This window comes from Pandoraea pnomenusa (genome assembly GCF_040391475.1).
Lineage (GTDB): Bacteria > Pseudomonadota > Gammaproteobacteria > Burkholderiales > Burkholderiaceae > Pandoraea > Pandoraea pnomenusa_C.
In genome coordinates, this window is the sequence record NZ_JBEBXS010000032.1 from 1 (window position 1) to 15,432 (window position 15,432).

At 64.9% G+C, this 15,432-nt stretch carries 11 protein-coding genes; 5 read left to right on the top strand and 6 right to left on the bottom strand.

The features are described 5' to 3' along the window. Window positions 1–117: 117 nt before the first annotated feature. The 4 genes from ABWO90_RS22655 to ABWO90_RS22670 form a co-directional block, all read right to left on the bottom strand. Window positions 118–1,299 carry a DSD1 family PLP-dependent enzyme gene (locus ABWO90_RS22655; protein ID WP_353193482.1) on the bottom strand — a complete coding sequence of 394 codons (1,182 nt, stop codon included), beginning with the start codon at window positions 1,297–1,299 and terminating at the stop codon, window positions 118–120. A 49-nt stretch (window positions 1,300–1,348) separates the two neighbouring features. Next, window positions 1,349–4,399, bottom strand: coding sequence for an FAD-binding and (Fe-S)-binding domain-containing protein (locus ABWO90_RS22660; RefSeq protein ID WP_353193483.1), 3,051 nt, complete (start codon window positions 4,397–4,399; stop codon window positions 1,349–1,351). A 219-nt stretch (window positions 4,400–4,618) separates the two neighbouring features. Continuing rightward, the gene (locus tag ABWO90_RS22665; protein ID WP_353193484.1) at window positions 4,619–5,896 is read right to left on the bottom strand and encodes an MFS transporter; all 1,278 of its coding nucleotides are present in this window, start codon (window positions 5,894–5,896) and stop codon (window positions 4,619–4,621) included. A gap of 190 nt (window positions 5,897–6,086) precedes the next feature. Continuing rightward, window positions 6,087–7,307, bottom strand: a complete 1,221-nt coding sequence (locus tag ABWO90_RS22670) for a pyridoxal-phosphate-dependent aminotransferase family protein (RefSeq protein WP_353193485.1) — start codon at window positions 7,305–7,307, stop codon at window positions 6,087–6,089. A 177-nt stretch (window positions 7,308–7,484) separates the two neighbouring features. On the opposite strand from ABWO90_RS22670, the gene ABWO90_RS22675 reads away from it, so the two are divergent. Further along, window positions 7,485–8,201: a GntR family transcriptional regulator gene (locus tag ABWO90_RS22675; protein ID WP_353193486.1), complete on the top strand. Its 717-nt coding sequence runs from the start codon at window positions 7,485–7,487 to the stop codon at window positions 8,199–8,201. Between the two features lie 160 nt (window positions 8,202–8,361). Here ABWO90_RS22675 and ABWO90_RS22680 read toward each other — a convergent pair whose 3' ends face one another. Both ABWO90_RS22680 and ABWO90_RS22685 read right to left on the bottom strand, forming a co-directional pair. Beyond that, window positions 8,362–9,006, bottom strand: a complete 645-nt coding sequence (locus ABWO90_RS22680) for a flavodoxin family protein (RefSeq protein ID WP_353193487.1) — start codon at window positions 9,004–9,006, stop codon at window positions 8,362–8,364. A gap of 350 nt (window positions 9,007–9,356) precedes the next feature. After that, on the bottom strand, window positions 9,357–10,181 hold the full coding sequence (locus ABWO90_RS22685; RefSeq protein ID WP_353193488.1) for an IclR family transcriptional regulator: 825 nt from the start codon (window positions 10,179–10,181) through the stop codon (window positions 9,357–9,359). A gap of 336 nt (window positions 10,182–10,517) precedes the next feature. On the opposite strand from ABWO90_RS22685, the gene ABWO90_RS22690 reads away from it, so the two are divergent. From ABWO90_RS22690 to ABWO90_RS22705, 4 genes are all read left to right on the top strand, one after another. Continuing rightward, window positions 10,518–11,966 carry an NAD-dependent succinate-semialdehyde dehydrogenase gene (locus ABWO90_RS22690; RefSeq protein ID WP_353193489.1) on the top strand — a complete coding sequence of 483 codons (1,449 nt, stop codon included), beginning with the start codon at window positions 10,518–10,520 and terminating at the stop codon, window positions 11,964–11,966. 104 nt (window positions 11,967–12,070) lie between these two features. Then, a complete protein-coding gene (locus ABWO90_RS22695; RefSeq protein ID WP_353193490.1) occupies window positions 12,071–13,363 on the top strand; it encodes an ABC transporter substrate-binding protein in 1,293 nt (430 codons plus the stop codon). A gap of 139 nt (window positions 13,364–13,502) precedes the next feature. After that, on the top strand, window positions 13,503–14,399 hold the full coding sequence (locus tag ABWO90_RS22700; protein ID WP_353193491.1) for a branched-chain amino acid ABC transporter permease: 897 nt from the start codon (window positions 13,503–13,505) through the stop codon (window positions 14,397–14,399). After that, complete coding sequence (locus tag ABWO90_RS22705; protein ID WP_353193492.1) at window positions 14,396–15,424, top strand: branched-chain amino acid ABC transporter permease; 1,029 nt, start codon at window positions 14,396–14,398, stop codon at window positions 15,422–15,424. The genes ABWO90_RS22700 and ABWO90_RS22705 overlap by 4 nt, the downstream gene beginning before the upstream one ends. Window positions 15,425–15,432 lie beyond the last annotated feature (8 nt).

Consider the following 15,432-nt stretch of genomic DNA (forward strand, 5'->3'; position numbering starts at 1 on the left):
GCTGACCTCTTGCATGCCATGCAAGCGCTCTCCCAGCTGAGCTATACCCCCGTACGGCGAAGAAGTGAGACTATAGCGTGGTTTTCGAATCTTGGGAAGCCCTCAGTCGAAATATTTTCACTGACTCAGACCCCGCGCTTCAATCGGCCACAGCGCTTCGACCCGGCCATGCCGCACGGCCACATAGCGATCGTAGAGGTTCACCGTCGGATCGCAATGCCCCGGCACCAGCAGGATCGGCTCGCCCAGCCAGTCAGCACCATCCTCCGAGGGCGACGCCAGATCCAGCACGCCGTGCTCGTCCGATGCCGAACGGTATTGCGGCTTGCCCGCCTGCTGCGACGACCAGAAGCGCGGCAGCCCGGAGTCCGTAGCCACGCTCTTGAGCCCCGCGTCGCAGACGATGATGCCCCGACGCGCCGTGCTCATGACCGTCGAGGCGAGGAACAACCCATGACGGTAGCGCCAGTCGTCGCGCCACTCGAGCGAGCCGTAGTGGGCGTCGAGAAACACATACGAACCCGGCTGGATCTCGGTGTAGACGCCGCTCTCGATATCGAACTCTGCAGTGCCGGTGCCGCCGCCCGTGACGACCGGGCACGCAATGCCACGCGCGGCCAGGAAGCGAACATACGCCGCGGCCTGATCTGCGGCACGCCGCGCCGTGTCGCGGCGCTCGTCCCAACCGGCGATATGCTGCGCACTGCCGTGATACGCCTGAATGCCACCGAAACGCAGCCCTTCGTAGTGATCGATCGCGTCGACCAGCCGCGCCATCGCATCCGTCGAGTCGATACCGCAGCGGCCCTGCCCCACGTCGGCTTCCGGCAGCACCGAGATGCGCACGCCGGCATTCTGTGCAGCCTTGCCGAGCGGTGCGACCTGACGCACGTCTTCCACGCACACCGACAGCGATACACGCGAAGCCATCGCCACCGCCAGTGCCACACGCTCGTTGCCGACGAACTCGTTGCTGATGTGAATGTTGCCGATGCCCGCGTTCACGAACGGGATCGCCTCCGTGAGCTTCTGGCAGCAGATGCCCACGGCACCTGCCGCCATTTGCGCACGCGCGATCGTGACCGACTTGTGCGCCTTCGCATGCGGGCGCACGGCGACACCGCGCGCGGCCGCCGCGCTCGCCATGCGTGCGACGTTCGCGTCGAACGCGTCGAGGTCGAGCAGAAGCGACGGCGTGGCCACTTGCGCGAGCGAATCACCCGGGCGAGCGACTGGCGGCACCGTCAAGGGTGCGTGGACATTCGCAGACGTCGAAGCGGTGTTGACGGAATCGGGCATCACAATCCTTTCAGAAGCGTTCGCGGGAGGGGCATCGTCGAAGCGCACATCACGCAGGCAGCGCACGCGCCAGCACGCATGCCACGTGAATCGCTTCCGCCTGCGCCCCATCATGAATCTGATGTCGGCAACTGGTGCCGTCGGCAACGACGATCGCGTTCGCGTTGCGCTGGCGGATCGCCGGCAACAGCGTCAATTCCGACATCGCACGCGAGGTATCGTAGTGCTCGGCCTCGTAACCGAAACTGCCTGCCATGCCGCAGCATGACGACTCGATCGATGATACCTTCAGCCCCGGCACCCAACCAAGCACCTTGGTCACAGGCGAATAGGCGTCGAACGCCTTCTGATGGCAGTGACCGTGCACCAGCGCCTCGCCCACGCCATCGGGCAGTGCCTGCCAGGCCACTTCCAGGCGTCCGGCCGCCTTCTCCCGAACCAGAAATTCCTCAAACAGGAACGCGTTGTCGGCCAACTTACGGGCCGCATCGCCGAAGCCGTAACCGAGCACTTCGTCGCGCAACGACAACAGGCACGACGGCTCCAGCCCGACGATCGGCACACCCCGTTCAACGAATGGCATGACCGCATCGAGCAAACGCCGCGCCTCCGCCTTCGCCTCGTCGACCAGTCCCGCAGCGAGGAACGTCCGACCACAGCACAACGGCCGCTCGCCCGCCCGCTGATTGACGTGCACCGTGTAGCCCGCCGCTTCGAGCACCCGCTTGGCCGCGCGCGCGTTCTCCGGCTCCATGTAGTTGTTGAACGTATCCACGAAGAGCAACACCTGACGCTGTCCGGTGGCATCCGTCGTCGGGGCGGCGCCCAACGGCGCCTCGCGCGACAGGAAAGAGGTCTTCAACGCAGGCACTGACCGCTCCAGTGCGAGGCCGAGCCAGCGCTTGGCCGCATTGCTGCCCGGCAGACGCTGCGCCGCGTCGAGCAGGCCGCCCACGCGGCTCGCCCATGGCGCGTAGCGCGGCAGGTAGGCGATCAGCTTGTCCCGGAGCGAGACACCATGACGTTGCGCCCGCGCGTGACGCGCCTCGATCTTGAAGCGCGCCATGTCGATCCCCGTCGGACAATCGCGCTTGCAGCCCTTGCACGACACGCACAGGTCGAGCGCGGCCTTCACCTCGTCGCCGGCCAGCCCGTCCTCGCCCAATTGTCCGGACACCGCGAGGCGCAACGTGTTCGCCCGTCCGCGCGTGACATGCTGTTCGTCACGCGTGACGCGATAGCTCGGGCACATCGTGCCCGCATCGAACTTGCGGCAATGGCCGTTGTTGTTGCACATCTCCACCGCCGACGCGAGGCCATGCGTCGCATCGCTGCCGGTGTCCGGTGCGGTTTGCGCGCCGGTCAGCGCATCGCGCTTCACGTTCCATGCGGCCCAGTCCAGCGCCGGCGTGATCGGCCGGGCGGCGTAGCCCGGCGCAAAGCGGAACAGCTCACGCGTGTCCATCTTCGGCGGACGGACCATCTTGTCGGGGTTGAAGCGATTTTCCGGATCGAACAGTTGCTTGATCTCGCCAAAAGCCGCATTGATACGCGGGCCGTATTGCCATGCGACCCACTCGCCACGACACAGTCCGTCGCCGTGCTCGCCGGAGTAAGCGCCTTTGTACTCACGCACCAGCGCCGCCGCTTCTTCCGCAATGGCGCGCATCTTCACGGCGCCGTCGCGACGCATGTCGAGAATCGGGCGCACATGCAGCGTGCCCACGCTCGCATGGGCGTACCACGTGCCCTCCGTGCCGTTGCGATGGAAGACTTCGGTCAGACGTCGCGTGTACTCCGCCAGATGTTCGAGCGGCACGGCGCAGTCTTCGATGAACGACACCGGCTTGCCGTCGCCCTTCATGCTCATCATGATGTTCAGGCCGGCCTTGCGCACTTCCCACAGCGCCTTTTGCGGTCCGGCCTCGGGCATCTTGACCACGCTGTCCGGCAGACCGAGATCGCCCATCAGCGTGGCAAGGTCATCAAGTCGAGCGCGCAGCGCGGCAGCATCCTCGCCGGCGAATTCGACCAGCAGAATGGCTTGCGGATCGCCCACGAGCGCCTTCTCGATCACCGGACGAAACGCGGCGTTATCCATCGCCAGATCGATCATCGTGCGATCGACCAATTCCACGGCGACCGGCCCCAGCTTGACGATGTGCTGCGTGAGATCCATCGCCTGATAGAACGTGGGGAAGTTCACCACGCCGAGTGTCTTGTGCGTGGGCAACGGTGCGAGCTTGAGCGTGACCTGGCGGCTGTACGCCAGCGTGCCTTCCGAGCCGACGAGCAGATGCGAGAGGTTCGCCACACCGTCGTCGGTGTACGCGCGCGGGTTGAGGCAGTCGAACAGATCGAGGTTGTAGCCCGCCACACGACGCAGCACACGCGGCACGCGCTCGCGCAGTTCGTCGTGCTCGCGCACCGCAATCTCGTGAACGCGCGCCAGGATCTCGCGGGTTCGCGCGTCCGACGGCGGCGTGTGCAGTGAGCCGAAATGCAGTTGGGCCCCGTCGGCGAGCACGGCATCGATAGACAACACGTTATGCACCATGTTGCCGTACTCGATCGAGCGCGATCCGCACGAGTTGTTGCCCGTCATGCCACCGATGGTGCACTGTGCCGCAGTCGACACATCCACCGGGAACCACAGGCCGTGCGGCTTGAGCCATGCGTTCAGATGATCGAGCACGATGCCCGGCTCGACGGTGACGGTACGCGCCTCGGCGTCGAACGCCACCACGCGGTTCAGCCACTTGCTGTTGTCGATGACCAGGGCCTCGCCGATGGTCTGGCCACACTGGCTCGTGCCCGCGCCGCGCGCGAGCACCGGCACCTTCTGATCGCGCGCGATGTCGAGGGCGCGAATCAGATCGTCCTGATCGCGCGGCACGACCACGCCGATGGGGAATATCTGGTAAATCGACGCGTCGGTCGCATAGCGGCCGCGGCTCGCGCGGTCGAAGAGCACGTCGCCGCGCAGCTCACGGCGCAGCCGGTCCTGCAACGGCGTGAGTGCGACCCCGCCACGCTGCATCGGCATCAGATGCACGGGCTGGCTGATGAGATTGGCGTTCGCGTTCGATTGGGAATTCATGATGTTGCCGGCTGTGGGGGCCGCGTGTAATGGTTGTCGACCTGTCGACGACTGGCGGGTCCGGCTGGCTGGCTCACCGGGGACACCGGGGCGGCGCACGATCGTCGTGGTGTGGCGGGCCTGCCGGACGAAACGCGTGTCCGCCCGGCAGGTAGCGTGCTGCGATGCCGCGGCCGTCGCGAAGATGACGCGACGGCGCAGGCGGTCATCCGGTGCGCGTCAGGCGGGCTGACGTGCGTTGCTTGCGGCGGCGTCGTCGCCCGCGAGCGAGAACTTGCTTTCGGGTTGCATGCGGAAGGCGAGCACCACACCGACGCCCATCAGGATCATGCTGCCCACGAACGGCAGTTCCCAGTTACCCGTACGGTCGATGAGGTAGCCCGAGAGCACCGGCGAGATGATGGCGGCGAGCGCCGAGCCGGTATTCATCATGCCGCTGGCCGTGCCCGAGTATTCCGGCGCGACGTCCATCGGAATCGCCCACATCGGGCCGATCGTCATTTCGGCGAAGAAGAAGCCGAACGCGAGGCACGCCATCGAGACATACAGATGGTGCGTGAACATCATCGGCACGAGCGAAATCAGCGTGAGCAGCATGCACACCGACACCATCCAGCTGCGGGCGCGCTTCAGGCTGCCGGTGCGCTCGTACAGCTTGTCCGTCACGATACCGCCGAGCGTATCGCCGATCACCCCGGCGAAGAACACGCTCGAGGCGAACAGCGCCGACTTCTTCAGATCGAGGTCGTAGCTGTGCAGGAAGTATTGCGGAATCCACGACAGGAACAGCCACAGCGTCCAGCCGTAGCAGAAGTACACGATCGTGACCGGCATCATGCGCTTGAACAGCGGGCTCCACGGCACGGAGGCGCTCTTGGCCTTCAGCGCGGGCAGCACGGCAAGCTCTTCAGGCGTGATGCGCGGATGGTCCTGCGGACGCTCGGTGAACGTGAACGCCCACAGCACCACCCAGACCAGGCTCACGATCCCGCACAGATAGAACGATTCGCGCCAGCCGTGCGTGGCCATGATGAACACGACCACGGCCGGGGCGACCGCGTTACCGATACGCGAGGCCGCGTGCGTGATGCCCTGTGCGAAGCCGCGCTTTTCCTTGGCGACCCAGCGCGACATGGCCGACGTGGCTGCCGGGAACGTGGCGCCCTCGCCCAGACCCAGCAGCAAACGCGCGAGCAGCAGCGTGACGAGACCGCCGGCCATACCGGTCAGGATCGTCGCCACGGCCCACAACGCACCGCACACGAGCAGCGTGCGCTTGGCGCCGAAGCGGTCACTCACCCAACCGCCGATGATCTGGAAGACGAGATAGGGATAGGCAAATGCGGAGAAGACAAGACCGATTTCCGTCTTGTTGAGATTGAATTCCTTACCGAAGCCGGCGGCCGCCGTGCTTACGTTGACGCGATCGAGATAGGTGATGAAATACATGACGCATAGCATCACCAGCACGACCCTTGTCGCTCTGAAAAGCTTCATTGCATTGTCTCCTGAAACATCCTGTGAAGTGCACCCGCGACATGCCGGCGCACAAAGGTGTTGCTGGGGCACGGACCTTTCTGTGTCGAGGTCCTGTGACGCCTGAATGACAAGTAAAGCGTTCGTGACTGAGGGCACCGCCGTTGTGCGGCGGCCCCTCGTGTCTCCTGATACTTCGGACTACGGCACGTCAGGCGGCAACCTTGAGCGACGGCGTCGCCTGCGCTTGCGCGAGGTAATCCATCGCGGCCACCACACCGGAACCGGCAAGCTTCACGCCGGAAATCTGCAAGCCCATTTCGCAACCGGAGAGCGTTGCCATGAGCGTGAGGTCGTTACAGTCGCCCAGGTGGCCGATGCGGAACATCGTGCCGCGGATCTTGCCGAGTGCCTGGCCGAGCGACATGTCGAAGCGTTCGTAGATGCGCTTGCGCACTTCGTCGGCGTCGACACCCTGCGGCATGACCACACCGGTGAGCACCGGGCTGTACACCGCCGGGTCCTGACACTGGATTTCCAGCCCCCAGGCGCGCACGGCGCGGCGCGTGGCTTCGGCAAGGCGCTGGTGACGTGCAAACACGTTATCCAGCCCTTCCTCGAGAATCATGTCGAGCGCCTCGGACAGGCCGTACAGCAGGTTCGTGTTCGGCGTGTACGGCCAGTAGCCGTTCTTGTTCGCTTCGATGATTTCCTGCCAGCCCCAGAACGCGCGCGGCAACTTCGCCTGCTTGCCCGCTTCGAGCGCCTTGGGCGAGACCGCGTTGAAGCTGATCCCGGGCGGCAACATCAGGCCCTTCTGCGAGCCCGAGACGGTGACGTCCACGCCCCATTCGTCGTGGCGATAGTCCGCGGAGCCCAGCCCCGAGATCGTGTCGACGAGCAGCAGCGCCGGGTGGCCCGCCGCGTCGATCGCGCGGCGCACGGCGGCGATATCCGAGGTCACACCGGTCGATGTTTCGTTGTGCACCACGCACACGGCCTTGATGCCATGCGACGTGTCGGCACGCAGACGCGCTTCGATCATGTCCGGCTGCACGCCACGGCGCCAGCCGTCGGTGCCCGGCAGGCCGATGAATTCCGGCTTCAGGCCAAGGTTCTCGGCCATCTTCTTCCACAGCGTGGAGAAGTGTCCCGTCTCGAACATGAGCACGTGGTCGCCCGGCGAGAGCGTGTTCGTCAGCGCGGCTTCCCACGCGCCGGTGCCCGACGCCGGGTAGATCACCACCGGTTGTTCCGTCTTGAAGATCTTCTTGATGTCGGCGAGCACCTTGCGACCGAGCGCGCCGAACTCCGGGCCGCGATGGTCGATGGTCGGGTAACTCATGGCGCGCAGAATGCGATCGGGCACCGGGCTCGGCCCGGGGATCTGCAGGAAATGGCGGCCCGAGGGATGGAAATCGAGCTTCAACATGGACGTCTCTCTCCTCTTCAAAAATTCGCTTTTGAATTTTGCATGCAAAATACTTTAGCAGAGCCGAAGACTTTCGCAAGGGGTGAGAAGCGCTTTTAATACAGTCGTTTACCCTAGAGATACGGCGGCCTGACACCGTGCGCTACAATCGCGACCATGAAGGGTTGATGATTTTGAATGCAAAACATGGAAAACACATCGACGATTGCCGCCCCCGAGATCCCGCGTGTGGAGCGACTTCGCCTGCACGACACGGTCGTCGAGCATTTGCGCCGCCTCATTATCGAAGGGGTACTTTCCCCCGGCGTGAAGCTCAACGAGCGCGAGCTGTGCGAAACGCTCGGCATCTCGCGCACACCGCTGCGAGAAGCCTTCAAGGTGCTGGCGGCCGAAGGCCTCATCGAAATCGCCCCGAACCGGGGTGCGAGCGTGGCGCGCATGACCGAGAAGGAAATTCGGGAAATGTTCGAGTTGCTGAGCGCACTCGAAGCGTTTTCGGGCGAGTTGGCCGCCGAGCGCATGACGCCCGTCGAACTGGCCGAGATCAAGGCGCTGCATTACGCCATGCTCGCGTGCCGCGCGCAGCAGGACCTGCCGGGCTATTACGCGCGCAATCAGGCCATTCACGATCGCATCAACGAAGCGGCGCGCAACGGGGCGCTGCGCCAGACCTATGTGTCCATCAATCGCCGTCTGATGGCGCTGCGCTTTCGCTCGAACTTCCATGTGGACAAATGGGATCGAGCGATTGCCGAGCACGAGCAGATGATCGACGCGCTCGAAAAGCACGACGGCAAGCGTCTGGGCGAAATCCTGCGAAAGCATCTGCTCGCCAAGCGTGACGCCGTCCTGCAAATTCATGCCGAGCCGTCCGGCGACGCGCCAAGCAATTGAAACGACGCGATCCCAATGCAAAAGGCGTGGGGCCGGCATTTCCGCCGGCACCCACGCCTTTTTTCTTCGGTCTTCGGATACGTTCTACTGTCCGTCTCTGACAGGCTTTCGCGAGCCCGCCCGTCGCCTGTGCTTGCTACGATTCGCGAAGTCGCTCAGATCAGAGACGGCGCTCGGCCTCCTTCAGGGCCCGGCGAGCCAGCACGGCGGGCGACTCGAGGACTTCGCCGGCCAGACGGGCCACCAGCGCCGCGACATTACGCCCGTACTGCTTGCCGGCAATGACGTCGGCCGGGTCGAGTGCGTAAGCGGCATCGACGTCCACGCCAGGCGCGGTGATCGCCGGAAAATCGGCCGGCTCACGGGCATCTGCCATGACGGGTGCCGCGTGCGTCTCGTCCTGCATCTCGGCGTCGGCCCAAACCATGCCGTGCTGATGGGCGAGCGCCGCGAAGTAGTCGAGCGTGTTGCGCTTCTCGTCGCCCGGACGATAGCTGAACGAGAACCCGCCCGCCACCTTGTGACGCCAGCTCCGGGCGCGCCAGCGCGTGGCCGCATCGGCGAACGCCTTGAACGGCGCGGCAATGCCACCCTGAAACGCCGGGGCACCGAAAATGACGGCGTCGGCACCAGCCAGACGCATGAGCGTGGCTTCGTCGTGCCACTGACCGTCGATGAGTTGATGCGGCTCGATGCTGAGCAACTGGGCGTGAGCGCCCGCCTCATTCACACCCTGAGCCACCGAATGGGCAATCATGGCGGTTGCCCCGCCTTGCGAGTAATAGACGATTGCGATATTGGACATGGCGTAGTGCTTCCCTATTGGATGTCCGCCCCATGGCACCGCCGGGATCGCGCTTCCCTACGCTTCCTCTGGCTTGTCTGGACATCAGTCAAGGCCAGATGATGCCAGTGATAACCCTTAGGGAATAGCCCGCATAACTGAACATGACTGTTCCGCCAAAGATAACAATCGGATGGCCACGCCACGCTGTCCGCCGGCCAACCCCAGCCTGACGGGCGGTTGGCCGTACGCTGACATGCGCCACAGCACGGTAATACGCCGTAACGCACGCGGCAGACCACACCGTCACTTCACGCCCAAGCCCACGCCGCAATCCTCCGAGACGCCCGCCAGCTGCGCCGAACTGTGCGTCAGCGTCGGGCCGGCGCGCCCAGACGGACCGACAGCTGGTCGGCCAGTTCACGCATCTGGCGGCCGATGCGCTGCCCGGTCTCGGCGTCGATCTCATTGGTCAGGAAACTGACGGCGAGCCCTGCCACAGCGTGCTCGCCGCTCGCATCGAACACCGGTGCGCCGAAGCAGATCATGCCTTCGCGCATCTGGCCGTTGTCGATCGAATACCCGTCGCGGCGCACCTGCGCCATTTCCTCGGCCAGCGCCGGATAGGTGCTCACGCTCGCGCGCGTGAGCGGTTCGGGCCAGGTTCCGGCGAGCAACTCGGCCGCTTCGCCCGGCGGGAGCGTGGAGAGCATGGCCTTGCCGGTCGCCGTGTACGGCGCGGGCAAGCGCATGCCGATGCGGAACGTCACGCCCAGCGGACGGTTGCCGTTGTGACAGGCGAGATAGATCACCTCGGCGCCGTCGAGCACGGACAGCGTTACGGTCTCCTGCGCAAACGCTCGCGACGCCTCCCACACCGCGCGGAACTCCTCGGTGATGTTGGTCTGCGAAAGAAATGCGTTGGCCCATCCCATGACATACGACCCCATCGTCATGCCGCCGTTGGCGTGACGCTTGATCAGGCGCAGCTTGACCAGCGTGTCGCACAACCCGTGCAGCGTGCTCTTGGGCACGCCCGTCTCGCGCGCCAGATCGGCCAGCGCCACCGGCTCTGGCGACGCGGCGATCACATCGAGGATGTGCACGGCGCGCACCACGGCGGGTGCCGTGGTCTTGAGCGGCTCGGCTTCCGGGGAAGTGGCATTGGCGGGTACGTCGAATTTGCGCTTGGGCATGAATCGGGAATCGGAAGTCGGTTCGAAAAATCGTGAAAGGCCGTCGGTCCGGCAGGCACGCCGGGATCGGTTCGATCACCGCCCGGGGGCAGCGTCGGGGCCGCTTCGGGACCGGTCAGCCCCGAATCTCGGGGCCACGCCGCCAGCATGGTACGGGCAAGTCATTCTCATCCCGCCCTAGGAAAACCCCTTAGTTGCACCCAAAACGTTCAATACGTAGAATCACATTCAATACATAGAATACCGTTCAATAGATAGAACGGCAAGCGACACCACGAGACACTGTCGCGCGCCCTTCATCCACACACGACCCGCCGGCGAGTCCGGCCAATTGCCATGCAACTCAAAGACACCAATCTCTTCAAGACCCTTGCCTGGGTCGACGGTCAATGGATCGCGGCCGACAGCGGCAAGACGTTCGACGTGGTCGATCCGGCCACGGGCGAAGTGCTGGCCAAGGTGCCGGAACTCGGTGCGGAAGAAACCACGCGCGCCGTGGCGGCCGCCGAGGCCGCGCAAAAGCCGTGGGCCGCACGCACCGGCAAGGAACGCGCCACCGTGCTGCGCCGCTGGTTCGACCTGATGATCGCCAACACCGACGATCTCGCCTACCTGATGACCCGCGAACAGGGCAAGCCGCTGGCGGAAGCCCGTGGCGAGATCGCCTATGCCGCGAGCTTCATCGAATGGTTCGCCGAGGAAGCCAAGCGCGTGGACGGCGACGTGCTCGCCACGCCCGCTGCCGACAAGCGCCTTGTGACGATCAAGCAACCGGTCGGCGTATGCGCGGCCATCACGCCGTGGAACTTCCCCGCAGCGATGATCACCCGCAAGGTCGCCCCGGCGCTGGCCGCAGGCTGCGCCATCGTGGTCAAGCCGTCGGAACTCACGCCGCTGTCCGCCTTCGCGCTGGCCGAGCTGGCGCATCGCGCCGGCATTCCGGGCGGCGTGTTCCAGGTGGTCACGGGTGACGCACGCGCCGTGGGCGGCGTGCTGACCTCGCACCCGACGGTGCGCAAGCTGTCGTTCACCGGCTCGACGGGCGTGGGCCGCCTGCTCATGGCGCAATGCGCACCGACGGTCAAGCGTCTGTCACTGGAACTGGGCGGCAACGCACCGTTCATCGTGTTCGACGACGCCGATCTCGACGCCGCCGTGGAAGGCGCGCTTGCCGCGAAGTATCGCAACGGCGGCCAGACATGCGTGTGCGCGAACCGCTTCTATATTCAGGACGGCATCTACGACGCCTTCGCCGAGAAGTTTGCCAAGCGTGTGGCCGAGATGAAGGTCGGCAACGGTCTGGAAGACGGCGTGCTGATCGGACCGCTGATCGAAGGCAAGGCCGTGGAAAAGGTCGTGACGCTGGTCGAAGACGCCAAGTCGCGCGGCGCCCGCGTGCTGGTCGGCGGCAACGCCCACGCACTCGGCGGCACCTACTACACCCCGACCGTGATCGCCGACGCCACGTCGCAAATGCGCGTGGCCCGCGAGGAAATCTTCGGCCCGGTCGCACCGTTGTTCCGCTTCACACGCGATGCCGACGCCGTGGCGCTGGCCAACGACACCGAGTTCGGTCTCGCCGCGTACCTGTACACGCGCGACGTCGCCCGCGCATGGCGCACGGCAGAGGCGCTCGAGTACGGCATGGTCGGCCTGAACACCGGCCTCATTTCCAATGAAGTCGCCCCGTTCGGCGGCATCAAGCAATCCGGGGTGGGCCGCGAAGGCTCGCACTACGGCATCGAGGAATACCTCGAACTGAAGTACCTGTGCCTGCAAGTGTGATGACGCGGGCCCGCACGCCGGGCCCCGACACCGCACTGGAGCACAAGAACTCCGTCACTCCAAAAATCGACTGACAAGTCGCAACACCACCAAAGGAAACCAGTATGAAGCGCGTTATCCAGCGCGGCATGAAGCCGCTCGCTCTCGCTCTGGCGGCCGGCGCCGCCATCGCCTCGGTTGCCACGACGGCACAGGCCGATGGGAAGCCGGTCAAGATCGGTATCGTGACGTTCATGTCGGGCGCCGCTGCAGGCCCCTTCGGCGTGCCTGCCAAGAATGCCGCCGAAGTCACCGCTGCCGAGCTCAACGCCGGCAAGGTGCCGGCACCTTACGCCACCAAGGGCTTTGGCGGTGCACCGATCGAGCTCGTCTACATCGACGAAGCCGGCAGCACGAGCAAGCAGGTGAGCGAGTACCGCAACCTGCTGAACCAGGGCGTGGACTACGTGGTGGGCTACACGTCGTCGGGCAACTGCCTGGCGATCGCGCCCGTGGCTGAAGAAATGAAGAAGGTCACGCTGTTCTTCGATTGCGGCACGCCGCGCGTGTTCGAAGACGCCAGCTTCAAGTACGTCTTCCGTCCGGTCGCCACGGCCACGATGGACAACGTGGGCGCCGCCCGTTACGTCGCCGAGCGCAAGCCGGATCTGCAAACCTACGCCGGTATCAACCAGAACTACGCGTGGGGTCAGGACGCCTGGGCCGACTTCGAAGGCACGCTCAAGGCGCTCAAGCCGAACGCGAAGTCGGTCAGCTCGCAAATGCCGCAACTGGGCGCCGGTCAGTACAACGCCGGTATCTCGAGCCTGCTGGCTGCCCACCCGGACGTGCTGCACTCGAGCTTCTGGGGTGGCGATCTGGAAGGTCTGGTGGTGCAGGCCGGTCCGCGCGATCTGTTCAAGAAATCGCTCACGGTACTCACCGCAGGCGAGACTGCCACGCACGGCAAGACGCGTCTGCCGGACGGCGTGATCATCGGCGCACGCGGCATGTACGGCATGTTCGCGCCGGACAACGCCCTGAACCGCTGGCTGCGCACCGCTTACAGCGCGAAGTTCAACGATACGCCGAGCTACCCGTCGTACAAGATGAACCAGAGCATTCTCGCGCTCAAGGCCGCCTATGAGAAGGCACAGGCCGCAAACGGCGGCAAGCAGCCCACGCCCGAGCAGGTCATCGCCTCGTTCGAGCACCTGGCGTTCGATGCCCCGGCCGGCAAGATCGGCCTGACGCTGGGCAAGGGTCACCAGGCGGCACAAGGTACGGCATTCGGCGTGGTGAAGAACGTGAACGGCAAGGTCACCGTGACCGACGTCAAGCAGTACTCGATCGCGGAAGTGACCCCGCCGGAAGGCGTGAAGTCTGCCGACTGGATCAAGGGCGGCCTGAAGCACTAAAGCATCGCAGGCATCACGTTCGGGAGGGCGTTCGCGCCTTCCCTGCAAGAAAGCAGTAACCGACCTTGAGTCGTACCCGCAAGGCTGGCGTGGCGAACGGGGTTTCGCCCGCCGCTTTGCGTTCCAAGGAGAATGCGAGATGTCGCAGATCTACGCCGTCCTGGTGGACGGGGTGATGTACGCCGCGTGGCTGTTCCTGGTTGCCCTGGGACTGACCCTCGTCTATGGCGTGCTCAAAATCTTGAACATGGCGCACGGCAGCCTGTACGCGTTGGGCGCGTACGCTGGCGTGACGTTGATCGGCCCGTGGGTTGCCCAGGGCGGCAATCTTTACGTGAGCTATCTGTTGCTCGTGCTGGCGGCCATCGTCGCCGGCGGAGCCATCGGCTTCATCATGGAGCGCGGTGTCCTCAAGCGCTTCTACGGGCAGGACCCGGTGGTGCTGCTGCTGGTCACTTACGCGTTGTTCCTCATCATGGAAGACGCGATCAAGCTCGTCTGGGGCGTGGATCCGTATTCGGTCTCGGAACCGTACAGCTTCCTCGGCAACTTCGATCTGGGCGATCTTTCGTACCCGAACTACAACTTCCTGATCGTGGGCGTGGCGCTCGTGGCCGGCGTCGGCCTCACGGCGTTCCTGAAGTTCACGCGCAGCGGTCGTCTGCTGCGCGCGGTGATTCACGATCGTGAAGTCAGTCAGGCGATGGGCATTCGCGTGAGCCGCTACTTCGTATTCACGTTCATGGCCGGGGCAGTGCTCGCGGCCATCGGCGGTGCGCTGACCGCGCCGACGGTCTCGGTGGCACCGGGCATGGGTGTCGAGATCGTGGTGCTGACGTTTGCGGTGGTGGTGATCGGCGGGCTCGGCTCGCTGCCCGGCGCGGCGTTCGGCGCCCTGCTCGTGGGGCTGGTGCGCGCGAGTGCCGTGCACTACTGGCCGCAAGGCGAGCTTTTCTCCATTTACATCGTCATGGCGCTGGTGCTGGCTGTGCGCCCGAAAGGCATCTTCGCTCCGCTGGAGGCTCGCAAGATATGAGTTCCGCAATCTGTTCTCAACTGCGCGCGCCCGGCACGTGGCTCGCCGTGGTCGGCTTCGTCGTGATCGGTGCGGCGGGTCTCGCGCTGCCGCAGTGGCAGTTCCTGGTGTCGGTGGCGTTGTCCAAGGGCATTGTCGCGCTGGGTCTGGCGCTGTTGCTGCGCACGGGACTGGCCTCGTTCGGGCAGGCACTCTTCTTCGCGGTCGGCGCGTATTGCGTGGGCCTCGGCATGAACTACTACGGCCTCACGGAGCTGTTCGCGCTGCTGGCGGTCTCGATGGTCGTGTCGGCGGTGCTGGCGTTCGTGCTCGGCTTCCTGCTGGCGCGTTACCGCGACATCTTCTTCGCCATGCTCACGCTGGCGTTGTCGATGATCTGCTACGGGCTGCTGCTCAATAACGTCGAACTCGGCGGCAGCGACGGCTTCAACGTGAATGCCCCGACGCTGGGCAGCAGCGCCGAGCCGTGGCAGCTCACGGGGACGAACCTGTTCGCCGTGGGCTTCATCGCGGCGATCGTCTGTGTGATGGTGGTGGCGGTGTACATGCGCTCGACGCCGGGTCGTCTCGGCCCCGCGATCAAGGACAACGAGATTCGCGTGGAGTATCTCGGGACGTCGGCGCGCGCCAACATTCATCTGACGTACGTGATCGCGGGCGCGTTGGCCGGTCTGGGCGGTGCGTTGCAGGCGTTCAACATCGGCCACATCGATCCGGACATGGCGTTCTGGACGACCTCGGGCGAGTTCGTCTTCATCGCGGTGCTCTCGGGTACGCGCTTCGCGTTCTCGCCGTTCATCGGTGCGCTGCTGCTGGAAGTGGCGCGCGCGATGGCGTATCGCTACGCACCGAATACGTGGCAGATCGTGATGGGCGCGATCATGCTGGCGATCATCGCGTTCCTGCCGGGCGGTCTGACGAGTTTGGGCCTGGGCCGCCGCAAGTCGGCGGCGGTGCATCCGGTCACCCAAACCTCCCAGACCTCGCCGACGACGACTGCGGCCGCATCGGGCGACACCGCATAAGGGGCACG

Bases quoted from the DNA above. Each gene is read 5' to 3' on its own strand.
- ABWO90_RS22655 (WP_353193482.1), bottom strand. From the start codon at position 1,299: ATGCCCGATTCCGTCAACACCGCTTCGACGTCTGCGAATGTCCACGCA.
- ABWO90_RS22660 (WP_353193483.1), bottom strand. From the start codon at position 4,399: ATGAATTCCCAATCGAACGCGAACGCCAATCTCATCAGCCAGCCCGTG.
- ABWO90_RS22665 (WP_353193484.1), bottom strand. From the start codon at position 5,896: ATGAAGCTTTTCAGAGCGACAAGGGTCGTGCTGGTGATGCTATGCGTC.
- ABWO90_RS22670 (WP_353193485.1), bottom strand. From the start codon at position 7,307: ATGTTGAAGCTCGATTTCCATCCCTCGGGCCGCCATTTCCTGCAGATC.
- ABWO90_RS22675 (WP_353193486.1), top strand. From the start codon at position 7,485: ATGCAAAACATGGAAAACACATCGACGATTGCCGCCCCCGAGATCCCG.
- ABWO90_RS22680 (WP_353193487.1), bottom strand. From the start codon at position 9,006: ATGTCCAATATCGCAATCGTCTATTACTCGCAAGGCGGGGCAACCGCC.
- ABWO90_RS22685 (WP_353193488.1), bottom strand. From the start codon at position 10,181: ATGCCCAAGCGCAAATTCGACGTACCCGCCAATGCCACTTCCCCGGAA.
- ABWO90_RS22690 (WP_353193489.1), top strand. From the start codon at position 10,518: ATGCAACTCAAAGACACCAATCTCTTCAAGACCCTTGCCTGGGTCGAC.
- ABWO90_RS22695 (WP_353193490.1), top strand. From the start codon at position 12,071: ATGAAGCGCGTTATCCAGCGCGGCATGAAGCCGCTCGCTCTCGCTCTG.
- ABWO90_RS22700 (WP_353193491.1), top strand. From the start codon at position 13,503: ATGTCGCAGATCTACGCCGTCCTGGTGGACGGGGTGATGTACGCCGCG.
- ABWO90_RS22705 (WP_353193492.1), top strand. From the start codon at position 14,396: ATGAGTTCCGCAATCTGTTCTCAACTGCGCGCGCCCGGCACGTGGCTC.